This is a genomic window from Streptomyces sp. NPDC058741, assembly GCF_042746715.1.
Classification (GTDB): Bacteria; Actinomycetota; Actinomycetes; order Streptomycetales; family Streptomycetaceae; genus Streptomyces.
On the sequence record NZ_JBHYQH010000003.1, the window covers coordinates 99,259 to 124,855 of the forward strand.

The 25,597-nt window shown below is 72.2% G+C and carries 22 protein-coding genes and 1 tRNA gene; 8 read left to right on the forward strand and 15 right to left on the reverse strand.

The genetic code is table 11. The features are described 5' to 3' along the window. Window positions 1-75 precede the first annotated feature (75 nt). Window positions 76-1,152: a peptidoglycan DD-metalloendopeptidase family protein gene (locus ACFW6P_RS03270; protein WP_386349097.1), complete on the forward strand. Its 1,077-nt coding sequence runs from the start codon at window positions 76-78 to the stop codon at window positions 1,150-1,152. An 83-nt stretch (window positions 1,153-1,235) separates the two neighbouring features. Here the strand turns inward: ACFW6P_RS03270 and ACFW6P_RS03275 are convergent, their stop codons facing one another. From ACFW6P_RS03275 to ACFW6P_RS03290, 4 genes are all read right to left on the reverse strand, one after another. Next, a complete protein-coding gene (locus tag ACFW6P_RS03275; RefSeq protein WP_386349094.1) occupies window positions 1,236-2,123 on the reverse strand; it encodes a Cof-type HAD-IIB family hydrolase in 888 nt (295 codons plus the stop codon). A 106-nt stretch (window positions 2,124-2,229) separates the two neighbouring features. Continuing rightward, window positions 2,230-3,132 carry an LLM class flavin-dependent oxidoreductase gene (locus tag ACFW6P_RS03280; protein WP_386349091.1) on the reverse strand — a complete coding sequence of 301 codons (903 nt, stop codon included), beginning with the start codon at window positions 3,130-3,132 and terminating at the stop codon, window positions 2,230-2,232. A 92-nt stretch (window positions 3,133-3,224) separates the two neighbouring features. Beyond that, window positions 3,225-3,773, reverse strand: a complete 549-nt coding sequence (locus tag ACFW6P_RS03285) for an RNA 2'-phosphotransferase (protein WP_386349088.1) — start codon at window positions 3,771-3,773, stop codon at window positions 3,225-3,227. A 143-nt stretch (window positions 3,774-3,916) separates the two neighbouring features. Beyond that, complete coding sequence (locus tag ACFW6P_RS03290) at window positions 3,917-5,674, reverse strand: SDR family oxidoreductase (RefSeq protein ID WP_386349085.1); 1,758 nt, start codon at window positions 5,672-5,674, stop codon at window positions 3,917-3,919. 168 nt (window positions 5,675-5,842) lie between these two features. Here ACFW6P_RS03290 and ACFW6P_RS03295 point away from each other — a divergent pair, with 168 nt between their 5' ends. From ACFW6P_RS03295 to ACFW6P_RS03320, 6 genes are all read left to right on the forward strand, one after another. Beyond that, window positions 5,843-6,811 carry an ABC transporter ATP-binding protein gene (locus ACFW6P_RS03295; RefSeq protein ID WP_386349361.1) on the forward strand — a complete coding sequence of 323 codons (969 nt, stop codon included), beginning with the start codon at window positions 5,843-5,845 and terminating at the stop codon, window positions 6,809-6,811. Beyond that, a complete protein-coding gene (locus tag ACFW6P_RS03300) occupies window positions 6,801-7,718 on the forward strand; it encodes an ABC transporter permease (protein ID WP_386349081.1) in 918 nt (305 codons plus the stop codon). Before ACFW6P_RS03295 ends, ACFW6P_RS03300 begins: the two co-directional genes overlap by 11 nt. After that, complete coding sequence (locus ACFW6P_RS03305) at window positions 7,715-8,626, forward strand: ABC transporter ATP-binding protein (RefSeq protein ID WP_386349078.1); 912 nt, start codon at window positions 7,715-7,717, stop codon at window positions 8,624-8,626. Before ACFW6P_RS03300 ends, ACFW6P_RS03305 begins: the two co-directional genes overlap by 4 nt. A gap of 9 nt (window positions 8,627-8,635) precedes the next feature. After that, on the forward strand, window positions 8,636-9,355 hold the full coding sequence (locus tag ACFW6P_RS03310; RefSeq protein WP_386349075.1) for an ABC transporter permease subunit: 720 nt from the start codon (window positions 8,636-8,638) through the stop codon (window positions 9,353-9,355). Between the two features lie 98 nt (window positions 9,356-9,453). Next, window positions 9,454-9,714, forward strand: coding sequence for a hypothetical protein (locus tag ACFW6P_RS03315; protein ID WP_386349358.1), 261 nt, complete (start codon window positions 9,454-9,456; stop codon window positions 9,712-9,714). A gap of 321 nt (window positions 9,715-10,035) precedes the next feature. Beyond that, window positions 10,036-10,122 (forward strand) — tRNA-Ser (locus ACFW6P_RS03320). Window positions 10,123-10,159: 37 nt separating this feature from the next. Here the strand turns inward: ACFW6P_RS03320 and ACFW6P_RS03325 are convergent. From ACFW6P_RS03325 to ACFW6P_RS03365, 9 genes are all read right to left on the reverse strand, one after another. Continuing rightward, window positions 10,160-10,978, reverse strand: a complete 819-nt coding sequence (locus ACFW6P_RS03325) for an HAD family hydrolase (protein WP_386349072.1) — start codon at window positions 10,976-10,978, stop codon at window positions 10,160-10,162. Beyond that, on the reverse strand, window positions 10,975-12,252 hold the full coding sequence (gene serS, locus ACFW6P_RS03330; RefSeq protein ID WP_386349069.1) for a serine--tRNA ligase: 1,278 nt from the start codon (window positions 12,250-12,252) through the stop codon (window positions 10,975-10,977). Before serS ends, ACFW6P_RS03325 begins: the two co-directional genes overlap by 4 nt. A 500-nt stretch (window positions 12,253-12,752) precedes the next feature. Further along, window positions 12,753-13,685, reverse strand: coding sequence for a prephenate dehydratase (gene pheA / locus ACFW6P_RS03335; RefSeq protein ID WP_386349066.1), 933 nt, complete (start codon window positions 13,683-13,685; stop codon window positions 12,753-12,755). A 62-nt stretch (window positions 13,686-13,747) separates the two neighbouring features. Continuing rightward, complete coding sequence (gene efeB / locus ACFW6P_RS03340; protein ID WP_386349064.1) at window positions 13,748-15,037, reverse strand: iron uptake transporter deferrochelatase/peroxidase subunit; 1,290 nt, start codon at window positions 15,035-15,037, stop codon at window positions 13,748-13,750. A 6-nt stretch (window positions 15,038-15,043) separates the two neighbouring features. Next, the gene (locus ACFW6P_RS03345) at window positions 15,044-17,077 is read right to left on the reverse strand and encodes a copper resistance CopC/CopD family protein (RefSeq protein ID WP_386349061.1); all 2,034 of its coding nucleotides are present in this window, start codon (window positions 17,075-17,077) and stop codon (window positions 15,044-15,046) included. A gap of 12 nt (window positions 17,078-17,089) precedes the next feature. Next, on the reverse strand, window positions 17,090-17,560 hold the full coding sequence (locus ACFW6P_RS03350) for a copper chaperone PCu(A)C (RefSeq protein WP_386349058.1): 471 nt from the start codon (window positions 17,558-17,560) through the stop codon (window positions 17,090-17,092). Beyond that, complete coding sequence (locus ACFW6P_RS03355) at window positions 17,557-18,210, reverse strand: SCO family protein (protein WP_386349056.1); 654 nt, start codon at window positions 18,208-18,210, stop codon at window positions 17,557-17,559. The genes ACFW6P_RS03350 and ACFW6P_RS03355 overlap by 4 nt, the downstream gene beginning before the upstream one ends. Before the next feature lie 92 nt (window positions 18,211-18,302). Beyond that, window positions 18,303-19,043, reverse strand: a complete 741-nt coding sequence (locus ACFW6P_RS03360; RefSeq protein WP_386349053.1) for a YcnI family protein — start codon at window positions 19,041-19,043, stop codon at window positions 18,303-18,305. A 129-nt stretch (window positions 19,044-19,172) separates the two neighbouring features. Continuing rightward, window positions 19,173-19,991: a hypothetical protein gene (locus tag ACFW6P_RS03365; protein ID WP_386349050.1), complete on the reverse strand. Its 819-nt coding sequence runs from the start codon at window positions 19,989-19,991 to the stop codon at window positions 19,173-19,175. A 288-nt stretch (window positions 19,992-20,279) separates the two neighbouring features. Here ACFW6P_RS03365 and ACFW6P_RS03370 point away from each other — a divergent pair, with 288 nt between their 5' ends. Continuing rightward, window positions 20,280-20,744, forward strand: coding sequence for an ATP-binding protein (locus ACFW6P_RS03370; RefSeq protein WP_386349047.1), 465 nt, complete (start codon window positions 20,280-20,282; stop codon window positions 20,742-20,744). A 79-nt stretch (window positions 20,745-20,823) separates the two neighbouring features. Here the strand turns inward: ACFW6P_RS03370 and ACFW6P_RS03375 are convergent, their stop codons facing one another. Further along, window positions 20,824-23,820, reverse strand: a complete 2,997-nt coding sequence (locus tag ACFW6P_RS03375) for a glycine--tRNA ligase (RefSeq protein ID WP_386349044.1) — start codon at window positions 23,818-23,820, stop codon at window positions 20,824-20,826. Between the two features lie 308 nt (window positions 23,821-24,128). Continuing rightward, complete coding sequence (locus tag ACFW6P_RS03380) at window positions 24,129-25,592, reverse strand: aminopeptidase P family protein (protein WP_386349041.1); 1,464 nt, start codon at window positions 25,590-25,592, stop codon at window positions 24,129-24,131. Window positions 25,593-25,597 lie beyond the last annotated feature (5 nt).

Genomic DNA, 25,597 nt, shown 5'->3' on the forward strand with positions numbered 1-25,597 from the left:
CGTTCGGAGCATCCGGTCCCCCGGCCGTACGACGAGAACAGGACCGGAGCGGCGGGGCGGGTCACGATCGCTGACATGCGTTCATTTCGCCGCCACCGCCTGCTGGTTCCGGTCCTGCTCTGCGCGCTGGCCGTCCTCGCGGCCCGCCCCCACACGGCCGGCGACGAATCCGGCAGCGGCAGCACCGCCGGCGGGGCGGACACGCCCGCCGGTGGCCTCAGCGCCGACGTGGTGCGGCTCTACGAGGACGCCGCGGTCGCTACCCAGCAGTACGAGGCCGGCCGCAAGGAGGCCGATGAGCAGCGGACCAGGGCCCGGCGCGCCGAGGAACTGCTCGACGCGCAGCGGCGGCACATCGCCGCGCTCCACGAGGACCTGGGCCGCATCGCCCGGGCCCAGTACCGCAGCGGCGGGGGCCTGCCCGTGGCCGCGCAGATCATCCTCGCCGACAGCCCCGACGACCTGATGCGTGGTCAGCACGCCTTCTCGCAGGCGGACCTGGCGCTGAACAACGCGATCTCCAAGAGCCGCCGGGCCGAGGCGCACCTGGCAGCCGACGAGGCGAAGGCCGCGGCCGAGTGGCAGGCGCTGGACAAGCGGAACGCCCAGCTCGCGGCCCTGAAGGCCGCTATCGAGGAGAAGCTGGAGGCCGCCCGCTCGGAGTTGCAGGGGCGGGCGGACGCCGCGGTCGCCGCGGGCTCCTGCCGTGGTGCCGTCCGGCTCGACCAGCGCGAGACGGGGTTCACCAGCGCGTGGGTCACGCCCGTGGAGACGTACGAGCTGTCCGCGTCCTACGGCAGCGGCGGCTCACGGTGGGCGAACCGGCACACGGGGCAGGACTTCGCGGTGCCCATCGGCACGCCGGTGCGTGCCGTCGGGGCGGGCCGGGTGGTGAAGGTGTCCTGCGGAGGAGCCTTCGGCATCGAGATCGTGCTCGAGCACCCGGGCGGCTACTACACGCAGTACGCCCATCTGGCGTCCGTGGCGGTCGATCAGGGGGAGCTCGTCACCCCGGGCCAGTGGATCGGGCAGTCGGGCACCAGTGGCAACTCCACCGGCCCTCACCTGCACTTCGAGACGCGGGTGACGCCGGAGATGGGCTCGGCGGTGAACCCGGTGTCCTGGCTGGCGGCACGCGGGGTGACGCTCTGAGAGAAGCCGTCCGGTAGGGAGCGGCCCGGTGAGGACGACGGCCGGGCCGCTCCCTACACTCGGTCGGCCGGAGCGGCCCGGCGCTACAACCACTCGGCCAGCAACTGCTCGATCACGACCGCCACCCCGTCCTCGTTGTTCGCGACCGTTCGCCCCGAGGCCGCGGCGACCACGTCGGGGTGCGCGTTGCCCATCGCGTACGAGCGGCCCGCCCAGGTCAGCATCTCGACGTCGTTCGGCATGTCCCCGAAGGCGACGACCTCCTCGTGCGAGATGCCGCGCTCGGCACAGCACAGGGCGAGTGTGCTGGCCTTGGACACCTCGGGGCCGCTGATCTCCAGCAGGGCGCTGGGGCTGGACCGGGTGACGTTGGCCCGATCGCCGATGGCGAGCCGGGCCAGGGTCAGGAAGGCGTCCGGGTCGAGCTCGGGATGGTAGGAGAGGATCTTCAGCACCGGCTCGGAGGCCGCCCGGTGGGCGAGGGACAGCACTTCCTCGGCCGGAGCGAGGCTGTCGGGTATCTCCACGTGCAGCTTCGGGTAGGCCGGCTCCTGGTAGAAGCCGTACGTCTGCTCCACCGCGTACACCGTGCCCGGTGCGGCCTCGCGCAGCAGTCGGACGGCGTCCAGCGCGTTCTCGCGGGCCAGCTCGCGCACCTTCACGAACCGGTGGGCGCCGGGGCCGCCGTGCAGGTCGACCACGGCCGCGCCGTTGCCGCAGATCGCCAGCCCGTGGCCGTGCACGTGGTCGCTGACGACGTCCATCCAGCGCGCCGGGCGGCCCGTGACGAAGAAGACCTCGATGCCCGCCTCCTCCGCGGCGGCCAGCGCGGCGACCGTGCGCGGGGAGACCGACTTGTCGTCGCGGAGCAGGGTGCCGTCGAGGTCGGTGGCGATCAGTCGCGGCGGGAGGGTTCTGGCCGCGGTCTCGGGCTGTCGGGTCGCTGAGGTCACCCGGCCATTGTCCTGCATATGCCCGCTCGGCCGTGCGGGAGTCCGAACAGGTGAGTGGGTACCACCGTCTGTGGCGTCTACGTCGGGGTCCTTCGCAGGCACCCGGCCGGTCTCGTACCGGTGCTCAGCGCAACTGCTCCGGGGCCTCCATCGCGATCTGCTCGAAGACCTTCTCGTCCACCGCGAACTGCGACTCGGGGATCGGCCAGTGGAGCACCAGCTCGGTGAAGCCCAGCTCCGCGTGCCGGCCGGCGAAGTCCACGAAGGCGTCCAGGGACTGCAGCGGCCGGGTGCGGTCGGGGGTGAAACCGGTGAGCAGGACCTTGTCGAGGCCGGTCATGTCCCGACCGGTCTCCGCGCAGAGGTCGGCCAGCCTCTCGGCCTGTCCGCGAATGGCCTGAATCGACTGCTCGGGGGTGCCGTTCTCGTACAGCTTGGGGTCCCCGGTGGTCACCCATGCCTGCCCGTGCCCCGCGACGAGACGCATCCCGCGCGGCCCGGTCGCGGCCACCGCGAAGGGCAGCCGGGGGCGCTGCACACAGCCGGGGATGTTGCGGGCCTCATGGGCCGAGTAGAAGTCACCCTCGTACGACACCGCGTCCTCGCAGAGCAGCCGGTCGAGCAGCGGGACGAACTCGGCGAAGCGGTCGGCGCGCTCCCGCGGGCTCCACGGATCCTGGCCGAGCGCGGTGGCGTCGAAGCCGGAGCCGCCCGCTCCTATGCCCAGGGTGACCCGCCCGCCGGAGATGTCGTCGAGGGAGATCAGTTCCTTGGCGAGGGTCACGGGGTGCCGGAAGTTCGGTGAGGTCACGAGCGTGCCCAGCCGCATCCGGTCGGTGACGGCCGCGGCGGCGGTGAGGGTCGGCAGAGCTCCGAACCACGGGCCGTCCCGGAAGGTGCGCCACGAGAGGTGGTCGTAGGTGTACGCGGTGTGGAAGCCGAGCTGGTCGGCACGGATCCAGGCCGCACGGCCGCCTTCGTGCCAGCGGCGGTGGGGGAGGATCACGGTGCTCAGGCGCAGACTCATGGCATCGAGCCTAAAGGAGCCCCGGCGGGTGTCCTGTGTTTCACGTGAAACACCCCGCGAGCGCCCACGCGTCGCCGCCCCGAGGGAGCAGGTCAGTGCGATTCGGGGAAACGCAGGTAGCGCGGCGGTACGGACCCGGTCAGCCACACACCGTTCGCGCTCACGTGGAAGACATGACCGTCGCGGTGCATGGCGGCGGCGTCGACTCCGAGTACGACCGGCCGCCCGCGGCGGGCCCCGACCCGGGTCGCCGTCTCACGGTCGGGTGACAGATGCACGGCGTGCCGGTTCATGGGCCGGAGTCCCTCGGCCCGGATCGCGTCCAGGTGGCGGGCCACGGTGCCGTGGTAGAGGTGCGCGGGCGGAGTCGCCGGCGCCAGGCCGAGGTCCACCTCGACGCTGTGGCCCTGGCTGGCGCGGATCCGGGTGCCCTCGACGGCGAAGCGCCGCTTGTCGTTGGAGGCGACGACATGGTCCAGTTCGTCGCGCGTGAACCGGAAGCCGTGCGCGGCCGCCGCGGCGATGAGCGCGTCGATCTCCACCCAGCCGGCCTCGTCGAGCGTGAGCCCGATCCGTTCCGGCTGGTGGCGCAGATGCTTGGAGAGGTACTTCGACACCTTCACGGTTCGTCTTTCGTCCATCCCCTCAGCGTGCGGGAGAGACACGCATCACGCGATCGAGTTTCACCGCGGAGGTTTGATCCACAACCACATCGCGTTATCCACAGGAGAAACCCGCGTTCCTGTGGACAACTGACCTCAGCAGCAGGGTGTTTGGCGTCCCGTCACACCGGTGGCCGCACGCGCGCGACCCTCCGCAGGAGACCCGGGGCGAACCGCGCCAGCATCCGCGCACCCCGCGCCTCCGGCGTCACCGGCACGACGGCCTCGTTGCGGACGACCGCGCCGAGGATCGCCCGGGCGACCTTCTCCGGTGGGTAGTTGCGCATCCCGTACAGCCGGGCGGCCCGCCGCTGGAGTCGCTTCTCCTCCTCGGCGTCCACCCCGGCGAAGTGCGCCGTCGAGGTGATGGCGGTGTTCACGAAGCCGGGGCAGACCGCGCTCACGCCGATCCCCCGCCCGGCCAGTTCCGCCCGCAGGCACTCGCTGAGCATCAGCACGGCCGCCTTGGACGTGCTGTACGCGGGCAGGGCCCGGGACGGCTGGTAGGCCGCGGCCGAGGCGATGTTGACGATGTGGCCGCCCTGGCCCCGCTCGGCCATCCGGCGGCCGAAGAGCCGGCAGCCGTGGATCACACCCCACAGGTTGACGTCGAGGACCTTCCTCCAGTCCTCAGGCGTGGTGTCGAAGAAGGAGCCGGACAGCCCGATCCCGGCGTTGTTCACCAGGACGTCCACCACGCCGTACTCCGCGGTGACCTTGTCGGCCAGCCTCTCCATGGCCCGCTCGTCCGAGACGTCGGTCGTCTCCGCCCAGGCCTCGGGCGCGCCGTCGCGGAGTGCCGACTCGGCGGTGCGGGCCGCCGCCTCCGCGTCCCGGTCGACGGCCACGACGCGCGCGCCGGCCCCGGCGAAGGCGAGCGCGGTCGCCCGCCCGATGCCGCTGCCCGCCCCGGTGACGAGCACCAGACGCCCGCCGAAGCGCTCGGCGTGCCGGCCCCCCGCCGCCACCGGGGAACGCCCGCTCTCGACGGACAGGACGAACTCCTCGATCCATCCGGCCACCAGGTCGGGCCGCGTCCGCGGGATCCAGTGCCCGGCCGCCACCGTCCTGCGGGTCAGCCGCGGGACCCACTGCTCCAGGTCGTCGTGGAGCCGCTCCGACAGGAACCGGTCCTCCACGGGTGTGATGAGCTGCACGGGCGCGTGGGCGTGCGCGTCCGGGCGCGGCTCGCGCAGCCGGGGCCGGACGTTGTCGCGGTACAGCCAGGCCCCGCGGGCCGCGTCCGACGGCAGGGACGAGGTGGGGTAGCCGCCCCGGGGCACCTTCTCGACGCGCTCCAGGACTCCGGGCCAGCGCTTGCCGAGCGGGCCGCGCCAGGCCAGCTCCGGCAGCACGGGCGTGTGCAGCAGGTACACGTACCAGGACCGTGCGCCCTGGCCGAGCAGCTGGCCGATCCGGCGCGGGGTGGGGCGCTTCACACGCCGGCTGATCCAGTGGCCGAAGTGGTCGAGCGACGGGCCGGACATCGAGGTGAAGGACGCGATGCGGCCCTCGGTGCGCTTGACGGTGGTGAACTCCCAGGCCTGCACCGAGCCCCAGTCGTGCCCGACCAGGTGCACCGGGCGGCCGGGGCTGACCGCGTCCGCGACGGCCAGGAAGTCGTCCGTGAGCTTCTCCAGCGTGAACCCGCCGCGCAGCGGGCTCGGCGCCGTGGACCGGCCGTGGCCTCGGACGTCGTACGCCACCACGTGGAAGTGCCCGGCGAGCCGCGCGGCGACCTCGGACCACACCTCCTTGCTGTCGGGGTAGCCGTGCACCAGGACGACCGTGGGCCGGCCCGGATCGCCCATCTCGGCCACGCACAGCTCGACCTCGCCGGTCCGCACCCAGCGCTCCCGCGCGCCCGTCAGCAACGTCATCCGGCGAATCTGGCAGTTGTTAGAGAGTCCGTCAATAGGAGCCTTCCGATCGTGGCGACCCTCAGGGACCAAGCCCCCTAAGGGCCCGTAATACTCGAGGCTGATCCCAAGACAGCTCTGCGGAGTGACGACCGCCACGCGCACGGCCCCTACCTTCGAAGGGTGACTGTGATCGCGACCGAAAGCCTGAGCAAGCGGTTCCCCCGGGTGACCGCGCTTGACCGGCTCTCCGTGGACGTCGGGCCCGGTGTGACCGGACTCGTCGGAGCCAACGGCGCCGGCAAGTCCACACTGATCAAGATCCTGCTGGGACTGTCCCCCGCCACGGAGGGCCGCGCCGACGTGCTCGGCCTCGACGTCGCCACCGAGGGTGCCGCCATCCGTGAGCGCGTCGGGTACATGCCCGAGCACGACTGCCTGCCGCCGGACGTCTCGGCCACCGAGTTCGTCGTCCACATGGCGCGCATGTCCGGACTGCCGCCCACCGCGGCGCGCGAGCGCACGGCCGACACCCTGCGCCACGTCGGCCTGTACGAGGAGCGCTACCGCCCCATCGGCGGCTACTCCACCGGCATGAAGCAGCGCGTCAAGCTCGCCCAGGCCCTCGTGCACGACCCGCAGCTGGTCTTCCTGGACGAGCCGACCAACGGCCTCGACCCGGCCGGCCGCGACGAGATGCTCGGCCTGATCCGCCGCATCCACACCGACTTCGGAATCTCGGTCCTGGTCACCTCCCACCTGCTGGGCGAACTGGAGCGCACCTGCGACCACGTCGTCGTCATCGACGGCGGCAGGCTCCTGCGCTCCAGCTCCACCACGGACTTCACCCAGATCACCACCACCCTCGCCATCGAGGTCACCGACACCGACGAGCACCCGGACGGCACCCGCGCGGTCCGCGAGGCGCTGCACGCGCGCGGGGTGGGCGTCGAGGACGGCAGCGGCCTGCCCGGAGCGGGCCACGTCCTGCTCCTGACCGCGCAGGGCGAGGAGACCTACGACCTGGTCCGGGACGTGATCGCGGACCTCGGACTCGGCCTGGTGCGCATGGAGCAGCGCCGGCACCACATCTCCGAGGTCTTCACGGCCGGCGACGAGCACGAGCAGCGGAAGGAGGCGGTCGGCCATGGCGGTTGAGCACTCCACGGGCACCCCCGCCCGGGCCCCGGGCGACCAGACCCGCATCCACAACATCGGCTACCGCAGCTACGACGGCCCCCGTCTCGGCCGCGCCTACGCCCGCCGCTCCCTGTACTCGCAGTCCCTGCGCGGCGCCTACGGCCTCGGCCGCTCGGTCAGGTCCAAGGTGCTGCCGATGCTGCTCTTCGTGGTGATGTGCGTGCCCGCGGCCATCATGGTCGCCGTGGCGGTCGCCACCAAGGCCAAGGAACTGCCCCTGGACTACACGCGCTACGCGATCGTCATGCAGGCCGTCCTCAGCCTCTACGTCGCCTCCCAGGCGCCGCAGTCCGTCTCGCGCGACCTGCGCTTCAAGACCGTGCCGCTGTACTTCTCCCGGCCCATCGAGACGGCCGACTACGTCCGCGCCAAGTTCGCGGCCCTCGCCTCGGCGCTGTTCATCCTCACCGCCGCTCCCCTGCTCGTGCTCTACGCGGGCGCGCTGCTGGCCAAGCTCGACTTCGCCGACCAGACCAGGGGATTCGCACAGGGACTGGTCTCCGTGGCACTGCTCTCCCTGCTCTTCGCCGGCATCGGCCTGGTCGTCGCGTCCTTCACCCCGCGCCGCGGTTTCGGCATCGCCGCCGTGATCGCCGTGCTGACCATCACCTACGGCGCGGTCTCCACCCTCCAGGCCATCGCCGACGCCCAGGGCAGCAGCGACGCCGTGCCGTGGATCGGGCTCTTCTCGCCCATCACGATCATCGACGGTGTGCAGTCCGCGTTCCTCGGCGCGACCTCCGCCTTCCCGGGCGGGGCCGGCCCGGGCACCGCCGAGGGCGTCGTCTTCGTCCTCGCCGCCCTCGGACTGATCGCGGCGAGCTACGGCCTGCTGATGCGCCGCTACAAGAAGGTGGGACTGTGACCACGCTCTCCATCGACCACGTCTCCCGCTGGTTCGGCAACGTGGTCGCCGTCAACGACATCACCATGACCGTCGGCCCCGGCGTCACGGGCCTGCTCGGCCCCAACGGCGCCGGGAAGTCCACCCTCATCAACATGATGGGCGGCTTCCTGGCCCCCTCCACCGGCACGGTCACCCTCGACGGGCGGCCGGTGTGGCGCAACGAGGACATCTACCGGCACATCGGCGTCGTCCCCGAGCGGGAGGCGATGTACGACTTCCTCACCGGCAGGGAGTTCGTCCTCGCCAACGCAGAGCTGCACGGCCTGGGCGCCAGGGCGGCCCAGAAGGCGTTGGCGACGGTCGAGATGGAGTACGCGCAGGATCGCAGGATCCAGACGTACTCCAAGGGCATGCGCCAGCGCGTGAAGATGGCGAGCGCCCTCGTCCACGACCCCTCGCTGCTGCTGCTCGACGAGCCGTTCAACGGCATGGACCCGCGCCAGCGCATGCAGCTCATGGACCTGCTGCGCCGCATGGGCGACGAGGGCCGCACGGTGCTGTTCTCCTCGCACATCCTCGAAGAGGTCGAGCAGCTCGCCTGGCACATCGAGGTCGTGGTCGCCGGCCGGCACGCCGCGAGCGGCGACTTCCGCAGGATCCGCCGTCTGATGACCGACCGGCCGCACCGCTATCTGGTGCGCTCCAGCGACGACCGCGCCCTCGCGGCCGCGCTCATCGCCGACCCGTCGACGTCCGGCATCGAGGTCGACGTCACCGAGGGCGCGCTGCGCATCCAGGCCGTCGACTTCGGCCGCTTCACGGCGCTGCTGCCGCGGGTGGCCCGGGAGCACGGCATCCGCCTGCTCACGGTCTCGCCGTCCGACGAGTCCCTCGAGTCCGTCTTCTCGTACCTGGTCGCGGCGTAGGAGGCCCTGATGTACGACCCCACAGTCGCCCGGCTCACCTACCGGGCCCTGCTCGGCCGGCGCCGGGCCCTCATCCTCGGCGCGCTGCCGCTGCTGCTCGTCGTGATCGCAGTGGCGGTCCGCGCCCTGGCCGGAGCGGACGACCAGACGGCGGCCGACCTGCTGGGCGGACTCGCCCTCGCCACGATGGTGCCGATCATCGGCGTCATCGCCGGCACCGGCGCGATCGGCCCGGAGATCGACGACGGCTCGGTGGTGTACCTGCTGTCCAAGCCGATCACGCGGCCGACCATCATCTTCACGAAGCTGATCGTCGCCATCGCGGTGACCATGGTGTTCTCGGCGGTGCCCACGCTCGTCGCGGGCCTCGTCCTGAACGGCAACGGCCAGCAGGTGGCCGTGGCCTACACGGTGGCGGCCCTGGTCGCGTCCATCGCCTACGCGGCCCTGTTCCTGCTGCTCGGCACGGTCTCCCGGCACGCGGTGGTGTTCGGCCTGGTCTACGCCCTGGTCTGGGAGGCGCTGTTCGGCTCACTGGTGCCGGGCGCCCGCACGCTCAGCGTCCAGCAGTGGTCGCTGGCCGTGGCCCAGAAGGTGTCCGGCGGGGACCTGGTCTCCTCCGACGTCGGCCTCACCACGGCGACGGTCCTGCTCGTGGCCGTCACGGTGCTGGCCACCTGGTACGCCGGCCAGAAGCTGCGCTCGCTCACCCTCGCCGGAGAGGAGTGACGTGCCCCGGCCTTGACGGAGGCTTCACCTCGCCCGGCGCACACTGGGCACACGTGACGCGGTGCGACGCACGGGAGTTGGACGGCGGGAGGACGCAGATGGCGGGCGAGAGGGCTCAGTACGACGACCGCGGACAGCCCGGCTCCTCAGACGGAGCGGCCGCGGACGACCTCGAAGGCCTCGTCCTGGACGAGGACTTCATACGCTCCGCCGAGACCTCCGAGCCGTCCGCCCGCGCCCGGATGCTGGCCGCGCGCTGGCGCCGGGAGGAACCGGAGCCCCAGCCCTGGCGCTCCGAGAAGCCTCCCGCGGGCTGGTTCTTCAGCAAGGCCCGCAGACGCCGGTGGCGCAGGCGTTAGCCGGCCGGACGCCATCGGTGGGCGCCTGCCGGCCGGTCCGACGAACGTCCACCGGCCGCCGCCGAATTTAATCGCTGGCGCCCCGTTCGTCCGGCGGGCAGAGTGGTGGTCGTCCCTGCCGGGCGACAACCCGGTGCCACGTTCGGGGAGAGGAGCCGGACGATGTCCATGCACGGCAGTACGTCCAGCTCCTTCCTTCAGGGCAGCCCGAGGCGGGCTCCGGAGTAGTCGCTACCGCTCCGTGGAGCCTTCCCACACGGGGAGCTGCCCGGGGCGGCCGCTTCGAGCACGCGACTCGCACCTCGCGTGGGCCGCCCACCCGGAGGATTGGCCGAGTGGTAAGGCACTGGCTTGCTAAGCCATGGTCGGGCCGGACAGCCCGCGCACGTTCGATCCGTGCATCCTCCGCCGAGCACCACCGAACACCGGGCGTCAGAGCGGGTGTTCAGCCCAGCAACCGCTCCAGCACCACCGCGATGCCGTCCTCCTCGTGGGAGGTCGTCACCTCGTCGGCCACCGCCTTCAGCTCCACATGGGCATCGGCCATGGCGACGCCGTAGGAGGCCCAGGCGAACATCGGTATGTCGTTGGGCATGTCGCCGAAGGCGATCGTGTCGGCCGCCTTCGCCCCGAGCCGCCGCGCCGCCAGGGACAGGCCCGTCGCCTTGGACAGCCCGAGCGGGAGCAGCTCGACGATGCCCTCGCCGGCCATGACGACGGAGACGAAACCGCCCGCGGTGCGCGCGGCCACCTCGCACAGCTCGTCGTCCGACAGGGTCGGGTGCTGGATGTACAGCTTGTTCAGCGGCGCGGTCCACAGCTCGGACGCGTCCGTGAAGGGCGTCGCGGGCAGGGCGCCCTGGACCGCGTAGCCCGGGCCGACGAGCACTTCGCCGTCCAGGCCGTCGCGGCTGGCCGCCAGGTACAGCGGGCCGACCTCCGCCTCGATCTTGGCCAGGGCCACCCCGGCGAGCTGCCGGTCCAGCGTGACCGACGTCAGCAGACGGTGCGCGCCGGCGTCGTAGACCTGCGCGCCCTGACCGCAGACGGCCAGGCCCTGGTAGCCGAGCTCGTCGAGGATGTGCCGGGTCCAGGGGACCGCGCGGCCGGTGACGACGATGTGCGCGCCGCCCGCCGCCGTCGCGGCGGCGAGCGCGTCACGGGTGCGCGGCGACACCGACTCGTCGGACCGCAGCAGCGTCCCGTCGAGGTCGGTCGCGACCAGCTTGTAGGGGAATGCGCCCGAGGGGGCCGTGTCGCTCACGTGGCCACCGGCTCCAGGACCTCCCGGCCGCCCAGGTACGGGCGCAGCACCTCGGGCACGCGCACCGAGCCGTCGGCCTGCTGGTGGTTCTCCAGGATCGCCACGATCGTGCGCGGCACGGCGCACAGCGTGCCGTTGAGCGTCGCGAGGGGCTTGACCTGCTTGCCGTCACGCACGCGGATCGACAGCCGGCGGGACTGGAACTCCGTGCAGTCCGACGTCGAGGTCAGCTCGCGGTACTTGCCCTGCGTGGGGATCCACGCCTCGCAGTCGTACTTGCGGGAGGCCGAGGCGCCCAGGTCGGCGCTCGCCACGTCGATCACCCGGTACGGCAGCTCCAGCGAGGTCAGCCACTGCTTCTCCCAGTCCAGGAGCCGCTGGTGCTCGGCCTGGGAGTCCTCCGGGGCCACGTAGGAGAACATCTCGACCTTGTCGAACTGGTGCACGCGGAAGATGCCCCGGGTGTCCTTGCCGTGCGAGCCGGCCTCGCGGCGGAAGCAGGGCGAGAAGCCGGCGTAGCGCAGGGGGAGGCGGTCGGCGTCGATGATCTCGTCCATGTGGTACGCCGCGAGCGGCACCTCGGACGTGCCGACCAGGTAGAGGTCGTCGTCGGCGAGGTGGTAGACGTCCTGGGCGGCCTGGCCGAGGAAGCCCGTGCCCGCCATGGACTGGGGGCGCACCAGAGCCGGGGTCAGCATCGGCGTGAATCCGGCCGCGGTGGCCTGGGCGATCGCCGCGTTCACCAGGGCGAGCTCCAGGAGCGCGCCGACGCCGGTGAGGAAGTAGAAGCGGGAGCCGGAGACCTTGGCGCCGCGCTCGACGTCGATCGCGCCGAGGATCTGGCCGAGTGCCAGGTGGTCCCTGGGCTCGAAGCCCTCGGCGGCGAAGTCGCGGATCGTGCCGTGCGTCTCCAGGGTGACGAAGTCCTCCTCGCCGCCCACGGGGACGTCAGGGTGGACCAGGTTGCCGAGCCGGAGCAGCAGCTCCTGGGTCTCGGCCGCGGCGGCGTCCCGCTCCGCGTCGGCCGCCTTGACGTCGGCCGCGAGCTGGCTCGCCTTCTTCAGCAGCTCGGCCTTCTCGTCCCCGGCGGCCTTGGGGATGAGCTTGCCGAGCGCCTTCTGCCCGGCGCGCAGCTCGTCGAAGCGGACGCCGGACGACCTGCGCCGCTCGTCGGCAGACAGGAGGGAGTCGACGAGCGCGACGTCCTCTCCACGGGCGCGCTGGGACGCGCGCACACGGTCGGGGTCCTCACGGAGCAGGCGAAGGTCAATCACGCGCCCAAGGCTACCGGTGAGGGATGACCGGCCACGACTCACTCTTCCTGTGGAGCCATACGTGGCGTTATGGGTGTCTTGCGCATCGCGTCAAGAGGAGGGGGCCGGCTCCCCGGAAAGGGTCATCCGAAAGGCTCGGCCTTGACTCGAATCCCTTCGCTGGGCGGCGACTTGGGGTTTGGTTGTCCACAGGGATCCACGGAGAAGAAAAGTTATCCACAGGCTGTGTGGAAGATCTGTGGACTTCGGAATGGATCACTTCGCAAGGTTCCATGGCCCCTCGGAATTCCCGATACAGGCCCGCTTCGCCCTCACTTTCGAGTGGAATGCGGTCATTCTGAAGAGTGATGCAAGGGAAGTGGGTGGACGAAGGGCGATCTGTCCCCTGATGGGTGAATCAAGGGGCTGCGGTGCGATATGCCGACTGAATCACACTTCGTTGTCGACTTGTCCCCAGGTCGAGAAGCTGACCTGTGGATAACTCCTGTGGACAACGACTGTCAGAACCGGCCGTCCTGGCACCGGGCGACCCAGTCCGCCGCCGCCACGAACTCCGCGTCCGAGGTCCCGAGCGGCGGCGGCTGGACGTCCAGCGGCTGCAGGTCGGCCCGAGGGTAGGAGCCGAGGTAACGCACCTGGAGGCAGATCCGTTTCAGGCCCATCAGGGCCTCGGCCACCCGGCGGTCGCTGATGTGGCCCTCTGCGTCGATGCAGAAGCAGTAGTTGCCGATGCCGGCGCCGGTGGGCCGCGACTGGAGCAACATCAGGTTGATGCCGCGCGTGGCGAACTCGCCGAGCAGGTCGCGCAGGCCGCCGGGGTGGTCGTCGCGCTGCCAGAGCACGACGGAGGTCTTGTCCGCGCCGGTGGGAGCCGCGGGCCGGGCGGGGCGGCCCACCAGCACGAACCGCGTCTGTGCGTTCTCGGCGTCGTGGATCCCGGTCTCCAGGGCCTCCAGGCCGTACCGGGCGGCCGCGAACTCACCGGCGAAGGCGGCGTCGTACCGGCCTTCCTGGACCAGCCGGGCGGCGTCCGCGTTCGAGGCGGCCGACTCCCAGTGCGCGTCCGGCAGGTGCTGCTTCAGCCAGTTGCGCACCTGGGGCTGGGCGGCCGGGTGGGCGGAGACGGTCTTGATCCCCGACAGCTCGGTGCCGGGCCTGACCAGCAGTGCGAAGGTGATCGACAGCAGCACCTCGCGGTAGATCATCAGCGGGGTGCCGGCGACCAGCTCGTCGAGGGTGGTGGTGATGCCGCCCTCGACGGAGTTCTCGATCGGCACGAACGCGGCCTCGGCCTCGCCGGCGCGTACCGCGTCGAGCGCGGACTGGACGGACACGTACGGGATGAGCTCCCGGGTGGCGGCCTCGGGAAGCGTGCGCAGGGCGACTTCGGTGAAGGTGCCCTCGGGGCCGAGATATGCATAGCTCGCTGGCATGACCTCACCCTAATGGCCTGGGCGAAGCGCCATCCCCTGCAAGCCCGCACCGGGCCCCACTCTCACCCCTCCAGCAACTCCTGCCCCACGTACCCGCCTTCCGCGGCCCCGCCCGGCACCGCGAACAGGCCGCTGGACTCGTGCCGGACGAACTGCGACAGGGCGTCGCCGCGGTCCAGCTTGCGCTGCACCGGGACGAAGCCGCGCAGTGGATCGGCCTGCCAGCAGATGAACAGCAGGCCCGCGTCGGGCGCCCCGTCGGGGTCGATGCCGTCGTGGAAGGAGAACGGCCTGCGGAGCATCGCGGCGCCGCCGTTCTGGTCCGGTCGGGTGATGCGGGCGTGGGCGTTGATCGGGATGACCAGGTTGCCTTGGGCGTCCGTCTTCTCCAGGTCCATCGCGGTCGTCTCGGTGCCGCCGGACAGGGCCGCCCCGTCGGACTTGCGGCGCCCGATGACGTCCTCCTGCGCCTTGACGGAGAGCTTCTCCCAGTCGTCGAGGAGCATGCGGATGCGGCGGACGACGGCGTAGGAACCGTTCGCCATCCAGGCCGGTTCGCCCGTCTCGGGGACGAAGATCCGCTGGTCGAAGTCGGACTCGCCCGGCTTGGGGTTGCGGGTGCCGTCGATCTGGCCCATCAGGTTGCGGGCCGTCATGGGGTGGGCGGTGGCGCCGGGGGAGCGGTTGAAGCCGTTCATCTGCCAGCGCACCGTGGCCGCCCGGCCCGCGTCCTTCTGGATCGCGCGCAGGGCGTGGAAGGCGACGAGGGCGTCGTCGGCGCCGATCTGCACCCACAGGTCGCCGTCGCTGCGCTTCTTGTCGATGCGGTCGGAGGAGAAATCGGGGAGGGGGTCCAGCGCGCCCGGGCGCTGCTTCTCCAGACCGGTCCTGGCGAAGAAGCCGTGGCCGAAGCCGAAGGTCAGGGTGAGTGACGAGGGCCCGGCGTCGCGGGCGATGCCGGTGTCGTCCTGAGTGCTCGGCTCACCCGCCATCAGCCGCCGTGCCGTCTCCGACCAGCGGCGGAGCAGGGCCGCGGCTTCCTTGCGGCCCGCGCCCGCGGCCAGGTCGAAGGCGACGAGGTGGCCGCGGGCCTGGAGGCCGTCGGTGATGCCGGGCTGATGTTTCCCGTGAAACATCGCCCGGTCGGTGCCGAGCGAGGTGAGCGGAGCGGCCGCCTCGGAGGGGGCGGCGGCGTATCCGACGGCGGCGCCCGCCGTGCCGAGGACGAGGCCGGTGGCCCCGGCGGTGCCCAGGAGACGCCGCCGTGAGATGCCCTCGGGGGCGGAGGCCGCCGCGGTGTGAGCCGGGGACGTCCCGGGGGTCCGGGCTTCGGGGATGGACTGGTCAGCCATGGGGGTTCAGCCGATCTGCGCGTTCTTGGTGACGGTCACCTCGTCGATGTCGGAGGTCCGCACGGTCACGTCGACCTTCCAGTCGCCGGCCATGGGGATCTGCACTCCGCTCGCCGACCAGTGTCCGGTAGCGATGTGGTCGGGGGCGAGGGGCAAGGGCCCGAGGTCCTTGGATGCGAGAGTGAACTCGACCTTCACCTCGGGGATGTCGAAAGCGCGGCCGTTGGGGCGCTCCACGTAGAGGTGCAGGTCGTTGTCGCCCACCCGGGCCGGGTCCAGGTCGACGGTGACGACGCCCTTGCCGTCCTCGCCGCCGGTGTCGAACGGCATGGTCAGGGTCAGTGCCCCGGAGGCGCCCGGGCCCGTGCCGGCGGCGGAGGACGCCGAGGACGAGGCGGCCGCCTTGGCCTCCTCCTCCGTGCGTCCCGGCTCGGTCTGGGTCAGCACGGTGGTGACGGCGAGCAGGACGACTGCGACACCGGCCTCGGCCAGCACGGAGCGGCGCAGGCCGAAGCGGTGGGGGTCGGCGTCGCGCAGGCGCTTCTGCCGGGCCGCGTCCCGGGCGGCCTGCTGCCGGGCGAGCTGGGCGGCGCGCGCGGCGTCGGCGGGCCGGCCGGGATCCGGCCGCGCCTCGGCTTCGCCGTCGGGGGGCGCGGTGCCGGCCCCGGTGTCCGTGTCCGAGGACGCTTCCGCGTCGGTCTCGGCCCGGTCCTCGCCGGACCCGGTCTCCGCCGTGATGCCCGTGACGCCCGGGGCGGCAGCGGCCGCGCCGACCCGTTCCCTCCCCTGCCGCGCCGGAGCAGCCGTCGTCTGCGCCAGCCGCCCCGTCCACCGCCGCGAGATCCACGCGACGCCGACCAGGACGGCCACCAGGGCGATCTTGGCCAGGAGGAGCTGCCCGTAGCGGGTGCCGGTGAAGGCCGACCAGGAGCCGAGCTGTCGCCAGGACTGGTACGTCCCCGTCGCGATCAGCACCAGGACGCTGCCGAAGGCCAGCCGGGAGAAGCGGCGCACGGCGGAGCTGTCGACGGGTGTGTCGGCGGGCGCCCGGTACAGGGCGACCAGCAGGGCACCGAGCCCGCCGAGCCAGAAGGCGACGGCCAGCAGGTGGAGCACGTCGACCGGCATGGCGATGCCCGCCTGCAGCCCGACGGAGGCGTGCTCGGACATCGCCCAGCTCGCGGCGAGCCCGGCCGCCACGACGACGCCCCCGATCGCCAGCCCGAAGGTAAGGTCACGCTTCTCCTCGGGGTCCTCGCGCTTGTCGTACGCCCCGAACAGCACGGCGACGAACAGCGCCGCCGCGGCGAGCAGCAGCAGCCGGGAGACGAGTGCCGCCCCGGTCTTGGTCTGCAGCACCTGCCCCAGCAGGCCCGGGTCGAAGACGTCGGCGACCTTCCCGGAGCCGGTGAAGGAGCCGCGCAGGAGCAGCAGGGCGAGGGTCGCCGCGGTGAGCGCGAGCCACCCGGAGACGACGAACCGCTGCACCGGCCGCACCCCGGAACCGCGTCGCCAGCAGGCGAGTACGAAGGCGGCGCCGCCCACCAGCACGATGAACCCGCCGTAGGACATGTACCGCCCGAAGCCGTACAGCCAGCCCACCAGCCCGTCGTCCGCGCCCTGTCCGGAGACCGTCACGGACGTCTTGGAGGGGGCGCCGACGGAGAAGGTGTACGCGCCGGAGACGGGGTGGCTGTCCGCGGAGACCACCTGGTAGGCCACGGTGTAGGTGCCGTCGGCCAGGCCGGGCTTGAGTCGCACGGCGTAGGTGGTGCCGCCGGTGCCGGACGGCTCGCCGGTGTCGGCGCGCTCACCGTCCGGGTCGAGGACGCGCAGCGAGTCGCCGGACAGGGCGACCTGCTCGGAGAAGGTCAGCGTGATCCGGGCCGGGGCCTCGTCGACCACCGCCCCCTGCCCGGGGTCGCTGCCGGTCACCGCGGCGTGCGCGGAGGCCGGACCGGCTCCGGCGAGGAGCGCGCAGACCGCGGCCAGCAACAGCAGTACCAGGGTCCGGACGCGTGGAGCGCGGGTCGGCGTCACAGAGGTCCTCCCTCAGTGTCCGGTCTTCGGGGTGTGGGTCGCGGACTTCACCGGCATCTCGACCTCGACGGGGCCGGAGTGGGCGAAGCGCAGCTCGACCGAGACGGTCTCGCCTTCCTCGGGCTTGCGCTTGAGCTGCTCGAACATGAGGTGGTTCCCGCCGCTCCTCAGCTCCAGCCGCCCGCCCGCGGGGACCGTGAGGCTCTCGACCTCCCGCATGGCCCCGTCGACGGTCTCGTGCACGGTGACCTGCCCGATGTCGCTGGTGACCGAGGTCAGCTCGTCGTCGGCGTCGCCGTGGTTGCTGAGGGTGAAGAACCCGGCCGCCATGTCCTCGGAGACGGGCTGCGGCATGTACGCGGAGGCGACGGAGAGTTCCGCCTTCCCGGAGCCGCTGTCACTGCCGGAGCCCGAGCCGCCGCAGCCGGCCAGGGCCAGCGCGCCGGCCAGGGCGAGGGCTCCCGGACCGGGTCGCCGCCTCACGGCTTCTCCCCCTTGACGATCCTGGGGAGGTCCTTGGTGTAGTCCTCGACGCCGGCGTCCTCGCCGTAGAGCACGTAGCCGCCGTCGGTCTTCGGCGAGAACGCGATGACCTGGGTGCCGTGCTCGGAGACGAGCTTGCCGTTCTTGTCCTTCGTCGTCGGCTCGATGGAGATGCCGAGGGTGCGGGCGCCGGCCTGGATGGTGGCGAAGTCGCCGGTGAGGCCGACGAACTCGGCGTCGATGCCCTTGAGCCACTTGCCCAGCTCGGCCGAGGTGTCGCGCTGCGGGTCGGTGGTGACGAACACCACGCGCAGCTGCTCCTGTTCGGCCTTGGACAACTGCTTCTTGGCGACGGCGATGTTGTTCATCGTCAGGGGGCAGACGTCGGGGCAGTGCGTGTAGCCGAAGTAGATGAGCGTGGGCTTGCCGTCGGTCTCCTTGCGGAGGTCGTACCTCTCGCCCTTGGTGTCGGTGAGGACCAGATCGGGCTTCTCGAACGGCTTGTCGAGGACCGTCGCGGCCTTGTCGGTGCCGGCCTCCTCCGACACCACGGAGACGGGCTTGCCGCCGTCGTCGCCGCTGCCGCAGGCGGTGAGGGTCAGGGAGGCGGCGGCGAGCAGGGCGGCCGCGGCGAAGGTCTTGGTGCGCATAGAAAAATGTCCCAGATGTCGGTGACCCGGCGCGCACCGGGGTGCCCCCGGCCGGGGGCGGAACCCGGCGCGCGCCGAGCGGGGAATGAGCCTCAGGCGTTGCCGCGCCGACGGCCGGCGAGCACGCCGTAGGCGACACCGGTCACGCCGACGACGATGCCGACCACGCCCAGGACGCGGGCGGTGGTGTCGGTGCTGTCGGAGGAGCCGGTGTCCGCCGCGGCGGTGTCGGTTTCGGTGGAGGCCTTCTCGGCCGACCCGGCGTCGTCGTCCGGGGCGCCGTGGTGCCCGTCCTCGGAGGCGGCGGAGAGCTGCAGCACGGGGGCCGGGTTGTCGGGCTCCTCCTGCCCCTCCTGCGGCACCTCGATCCAGCGGACGACCTCCTTGTTGTCGTACGTCTGGAGCGCCTTGAAGACGAGCCGGTCGGCGTCCTCGGGCAACTGGCCGACGGAGACCGGGAACTTCTGGAAGTAGCCGGGCTCGATGCCGTCGCCGTCGGCGGTCCAGGTGACCTTCGTGACGGCCTCGGAGATCTTCTCGCCGTGCATCTCCAGCGGCTTGTCCAGCGTGGACCGGGTGACCTTCACCTTCCAGCCCGGAACCGGCTCCGGCATGACGGAGGCCAGCGGGTGGTCGGTCGGGAAGTTGATCTCGAGCTTGGTGGTCGAGGCGTCGTCGCGCTCGTTGGGCACCTTGAAGTCGACGACCGCGTAGCCGCCCTTGGCGGCCGTGCCCTCGGGCTGCACGCTGACGTGCGCGAACGCGGGGGCGGACAGGGCGAGAACGGTGAGACCGGCGGCGGCACCGGCCGCGGCGATACGGGAAGCCTTCATGGGAAGGGGCACTCCGCTGTGAGTCGGGATGAGGAAGAGGGGCGCGCACGCGCGCCTGCCGCACGACGGCGGTCCCCTCCTCCCGGCCCTCCGGACAACGGGAAGGGGCGGAACAGTGGTCGGGTGGCGTCAGGCGGCCAGGGCGAGTGCGGCTGCGGAAGCCGTGACCGCCGGCGGGCCGCGCCGGATCACCGTGTGCCGGAGTGCGACGGTCCGCGGCATCGGGGGCTCGGGCCGCACGGCCCGCGGGGGGCGCGGACTCACGTCCGGTGCTCCCGGGAGGCCGACGCGCAGGGCGCGCAGCAGCGCGAGGGCGGCCCGCAGGGAGCGCACGAGCGCTCCTTCGGCGACACCCTGCGCCGAGAGTTCGGTGAGCCGCAGCACCGCGAGGTCGCCGCGGCGCAGCAGCCAGCCGGTGGCGAGGGCCGCGAGGACGTGACCGAGCACCATCGGCAGGGACGGCCACAGGGAGGCCGCGGAACCCGACGCGGCCTCCAGGTGCGCCGGGTGCGGGTCCGGGACCGGCTGGAGCCGGGCGTCGGTGAGGATCTTGTGGGCCTGCGCCGGGCTGATCGCCGCCGCCGTCGTGCCGCACAGCAGCCGAGCGGCCTGCTGGACGAGGGCGGCGTCGCTCAGGCCCGCCGGTGTCGAGGACGTGACGGCTGCCGCGCCGTGCTGGCCGAGGCCGAACAGGGTGTGCAGCACCGTCTGCCCGAGCGCCAGCACGGCCGTGATGCCCGGCAGCGAGCGGGCGCGCCCGGCGAGCGGGGCGGCCACCGCCGCGACACCGAGGAACCCGGCGCCCAGCGTCCACAACGGGATGCTGTCGCAGGAGGCGAGTGCGTGACCTGCTCCGGCCAGCACGACACAGACCGCGGCGAACACCGCGGTCCGCAGGATCCGGAGCCTGAGTCCGGAGCGCGTCGTGCACGTGTGGGGGGCAGTCATGGCGGGCCCATCATCGCACTGGCCCCGCGGGCCCCGTACGGCAGGTCCGCAAGATGCCGTACGACCGGAACGTCCCCCTCTGGCCCCGCCCGCCCACGGAGCGCCGGCGACCCGTCACCCCCCAGGAGCCGGTGCCGTTCCCGCAGCACCGGTTCGCACCCGCACCTACACCGATCAGGACCAGCACGCATCCGCCGTATGGGCGGCGTCACGTCAACTTCACGCTTACACACGGGGAGCGAGGGCAATACGTAACGGTATGTCGAGCCGCGGCCAGGAGGCTGGAGCATGAGCATCTGGTGGTCACTCCATCTGCGGCGCGAAGCTGCGAGCGTGCCGCTCGCCCGCCGCCTGCTCATCGGCGCGATGGAGACCGCGGGCGTGGACCCCGACATCTCCTACGACCTCTCCGTGGCCCTCAGCGAGGCCTGCGCGAACGCCGTCGAGCACGGCGGGGAGCTGGGACGCGGCCCGGGCTCGGAGGCGTACCGGGTCACCGCCTACCTCGACGGCGAGAAGTGCCGGATCGAGGTGGCCGACGCGGGCCCGGGGTTCCCCGCGGCCGCCCCCGGCCGGACCCGCCCCCCGATCCGGCCCGCGCATGGCGACGCCGAGAACGGCAGGGGGCTGTGCCTCATCGAGGAGCTGGCGGACCACGTCCACATCGGCAACAAGCCGAGGCGGGGCGGGGCCGTGGTGAGCTTCGACAAGGTCCTCAAGTGGCGCGAGGACGCGCCGCTCATGGCGGTCTGACCCACGCCCTCACCGCGAGGGGCGGTGTTTCACGTGAAACACCGCCCCTCGACGACCGCTCGGCGCGCCCCGGCCGTTTCTAGAGCGCGCTCCAGTCCAGTGTCCCGTGCGCCAGCACCGCCACGTCCGCCAGCAGCGCGAGCCGTGCCGTGCGGACCGCGGGGTCCGGGTCCATCACCAGCACCTCGTCGAAGAAGGCGCTGATCGCCTCGACCAGGGGGGCGGAGACCTCCACCAGTGCGTCGAGGTCGTGCTCCCGGCCCTGCAGGGCCTGCCGTACGGCCTCCACGCTCTCGGCGAGACGCACCTCGGCGGGCGCGGTGAGCAGGGACGGATCCGCACCGTCCGCCGACCCGTCCTGGGGCAGGATGCGCACCACACGCTGCAGTGCCGCGGTGAGCGCCTCGAACGCCTCGCTGCCGACATGCCGCTCCAGCGCCACCAGGGTGCGATCGCCCTGGGCGGGCCGGTCGGCCCAGCCCAGCACGGCCTGCACGAGCCGGTGCTCGTGCCCGGCGTCCGTCAGTTGCTGCTCGTAGCGCCGGGTGATCAGCTCCAGGGCCTCGGCGACCCGCTGGGCGGGCACCTGGACGCCCTGCGCGGCGTACCGCACGGCCGCCGCGCGCAGCCCGTCACTCACCCGGACGTCAGCGACCGTGGGCACACTGCGCAACACGTTGAGCAGCCCGATCGCCGCCCGGCGCACCCCGTAGGGATCGGAACTCCCGGTCGGCGCGGCGCCGATCAGGAACATGCCGGTCACCAGGTCGAACCGGTCGGCGAGGGACAGCACGGCGCCCGCCTCCCCGGCCGGCAGGGCGCCGCCGGCGGAGCGCGGCAGCTCCATCTCGGCCAGCGCCCGGGCGACCTCCTCGGACTCCCCGGACCGGCGGGCGTACTCCTCGGCCATCACCCCGGCCAGCCCGGAGAACTCGATCACCATCTGCGACGCCAGGTCGAACTTCGCCAGCGCACCCGCACGCCGGACGACCTCCACCGACTCCTCCGGGAGCCCGGCCCGGCCGGCCAGGTCCAGGGCGAGGAAGGCGATGCGCCCGGCGCGGTCGGCGACCGTCCCGAGCCGGTCCTCGAAGGTCAGCTTGTCCAGCCGCCGCCGGAACTCCTCCGGCGCCACCTTCAGGTCCGCCCGCCAGAAGAACGCGGCGTCCTCGTAGCGCGCCCGCAGCACCGCCTCGTTGCCCGCCCGCACCACGTCGTCGTCGCACAGGGCGTTGGCGAAGGTGACGAAGTGCGGCATGAGGCGCTCGCCGTCCAGCACGGGCAGATAGCGCTGGTGCTTGCGCATCACGGTCGTCAGGACGCTCGCGGGCAGCTCCAGGTAGCGCTCGTCGAACGAACCGCGCACGGCGTAGGGGAACTCCAGGATGTCGGTGATCTCGTCGATCAGCCCGGCCTGCCCCTCCACGTCGATCCGCCCGCCGACCTCGGCCGCCGCCTCCAGGGCCCCGCGCACCACTGCCCCGCGCCGGGCGTCCCGGTCGAGCAGGATGCCGTGCATGTGCAGGAAGTGCGGGTAGCCCTCGGCGGAGGTCACCCGGACCTCCGGATACGGGGCCTGCCGCTGCACGCGCGTGGTGTCGCCCGCCGAGAGCGAGGAGACCACCACGGGCAGGGGGGTGCGGCCCAGCAGCGCGAGCAGCCAGCGCACGGGACGAGAGAACGACAGCCCCGGGTCGCTCCAGCGCATGTTGCGTCCGGCGCGCAGCCCGGAGACGACCTCGGCCAGCAGGTGGCTGAGGACCTCGACGGCCGGACGACCCGCCTCGTGACGGGTCACCGCCACGTACTCGGTCCCGTTGACCTCGACCACCCGCACAGAGGCCGGTTCGGCGCCCTGGCTGCGCGCGAAGCCGAGCAGGGCGGGCGTGGGAGCGCCGTCCTTGTAGGCGGCGGCGACCTTGGGACCGCGCACGGTCCGCACGGTGTCCCGCTCGCGCGGCTGCACACCGTCGACCGTGATCACGATCCGCCGCGGCGTGGCCAGCACGTTGATCGCGCCGTGCCCGAGCCGCGTCTCGGCGAGCTTCGCGGTGACCGACGCGCGTACCGCCTCGGTGGTGGCGGGGACGTCCGCGTACGGGAGCTCCTCCACGCCGATCTCGAACAGCAGCGTCTCGACGCCGGGCACCTTGGGCAGCGGTGCCCGCACGGCCGGGGCCGGCGCGGCCGCGACCCCGAGAGGATGCTCCAGCGCGGCCCGCCGCCGCTCCCACAGCTTGGCCGACTCGTGGGTCAGGCCGCGCATCAGGGCGAAGGCCTTGGCCCGCTCGGTGGTGCTGATCGCCCCGCGCGCGTCCAGCACGTTGAAGGTGTGGCTGCACTTGAGCACGTACAGGTAGGCCGGGACGGGCAGTTCCAGGTCGAGCAGGCGCCGGGCCTCGGCCGCGTAGGCGTCGAACAGCCGGTGGTTGGTGTCCAGGTCGGCGTCGTCGAGATAGTAGCGGCTCATCTCGTACTCGTTCTGCCCGAACACCTCGCCGTAGGTGATGCCCGGGGCGTAGACGATGTCCTTGAAATGGGCCACGCCCTGAAGGTTCATCAGGATGCGTTCGAGTCCGTAGGTGATCTCCACCGACACCGGGTCCAGGGCGACGCCGCCGACCTGCTGGAAGTAGGTGAACTGGGTGATCTCCATGCCGTCCAGCCAGACCTCCCAGCCCAGCCCCCAGGCGCCGAGCGCGGGCGAGGCCCAGTTGTCCTCGACGAACCGCACGTCGTGCGCGTTCAGGTCGACGCCGAGGGCGCGGAGGCTGCCGAGGTAGAGCTCCTGGGGGTTGCCCGGGTCGGGCTTGAGGATCACCTGGAACTGGGTGTGGGTCTGGAGCCGGTTGGGGTTCTCGCCGTAGCGCGAGTCGTCCGGCCGCACGCTCGGCTCCACGTAGGCGACGCTCCACGGTTCGGGCCCGAGCACCCGCAGCGCCGTGGCCGGGTTGGCCGTACCGGCTCCGACCTCGGTGTTCAGCGGCTGCGTGATCATGCAGCCGTTGTCACTCCAGTACTTCTGGAGGGTGAGGATGGCGTCCTGCATGGTCAGCGCCGTCTGAACGTTCTTCATGGTGATCGCGCCCGTTCCTCGGTTCGGCCCGGCAAGGTCGGCCATGATCTCACACGTCAACTGGCGCTGACCTGGCGTTTTCCGAGCATCGGCCGGAAGCTCCCGGACCACCTGCAGGGTCCCTTCGGCCCGGCCGCACACGGCTGACGGCCAACGCCCCTACCGCCGCGCTCTCATGACGGCACACCACCGCTGCAACGCACACGGGGACGAGGCCCCGGCAGGGAACGCCGTGGACGCCCTGGTCCCCGCCGGGCGGGGATGCGGGGGAGCCGTACGGCCGGCTCCCCCGCGCCCCCGGACACCGCTCAGCCCGTGAGGGAGGCCATCCACGCCTCGACCTCGTCGGACCGCCGCGGCAGTGCCGCACTCAGATTCCGGTTCCCGTCCTCGGTCACCAGGATGTCGTCCTCGATCCGCACGCCGATGCCCCGGTACTCCTCCGGCACCGTCAGGTCGTCGGCCTGGAAGTACAGCCCGGGCTCCACCGTCAGGCACATCCCCGGCTCGAGCACGCCGTCGACGTACGTCTCGACCCGCGCCGCCGCGCAGTCGTGGACGTCCATGCCGAGCATGTGCCCGGTGCCGTGCAGCGTCCAGCGCCGCTGCAACCCCAGCTCCAGCACCCGCTCCACCGGGCCCTCGACGAGCCCCCACTCCACGAGCCGCTCGGCCAGCACCCGCTGCGCCGCGTCGTGGAAGTCGCGGTACTTCGCGCCCGGCTTCACCGCCGCGATCCCGGCCTCCTGGGCCTCGTACACGGCGTCGTAGATCTTCTTCTGGATCTCGCTGAAGCGCCCGTTGACCGGCAGCGTGCGCGTCACGTCGGCCGTGTAGTACGTGTGCGTCTCCACGCCCGCGTCGAGCAGCAGCAGGTCCCCGGAGCGCACCGGCCCGTCGTTGCGCACCCAGTGCAGCGTGCAGGCGTGCGGTCCGGCGGCGGCGATCGTGCCGTAGCCGACGTCGTTGCCCTCCACGCGGGCGCGCAGGAAGAACGTGCCCTCGATGTACCGCTCGGAGGTCGCCCGGGCCTTGTCGAGTACCTTCACCACGTCCTCGAAGCCCCGCACGGTCGAGTCGACGGCCCTCTGCAGCTCGCCGATCTCGAACGCGTCCTTGACCAGCCGTGCCTCGGAGAGGAAGACCCGCAGCTCCCCGTCGCGCTCGGCGGTGACCTTGTCGGTCAGCGCGGCCTCGATGCCGGCGTCGTATCCGCGCACGACCCGGACCGGGCCGGTCGCCTCGCGCAGCGCGGCGGGCAGCTCGCGCACGTCGGAGGCGGGGATGCCGTACAGCTGCTCCGCCTCGGTGAGGGAGTGCCGCCGGCCGACCCACAGCTCGCCCTGGCCGTCCAGCCAGAACTCGCCGTTCTCCCGGTCGGACCGCGGCAGGAGGTAGATCGTCGCCTCGTGGCCTCCGTCCTTCGGCTCCAGGACCAGGACGCCGTCCTCGGTCTGGTTGCCGGTGAGGTAGGCGTACTCGACGGAGGCGCGGAAGGCGTACTCGGTGTCGTTGGAGCGGGTCTTCAGGTTGCCCGCGGGGATCACCAGGCGCTCGCCCGGGAAGCGCGCCGACAGTGCGGAGCGCCGCGCGGCCGTCTCGGCGGCCTGGGGGACGGGAGCGAGGTCGCGCAGCTCGGTGTCGGCCCAGCCGCTCTTCATGTTCTCGGCCAGCTCGTCGGACACGCCGGGGTACAGTCCGTTCTTCCGCTGCTTGATCGGCTCCTCTTCGGCAGTCTCCGGGGTCTCCGAGAGCTCCTCCGCCACGGTCATCCTCC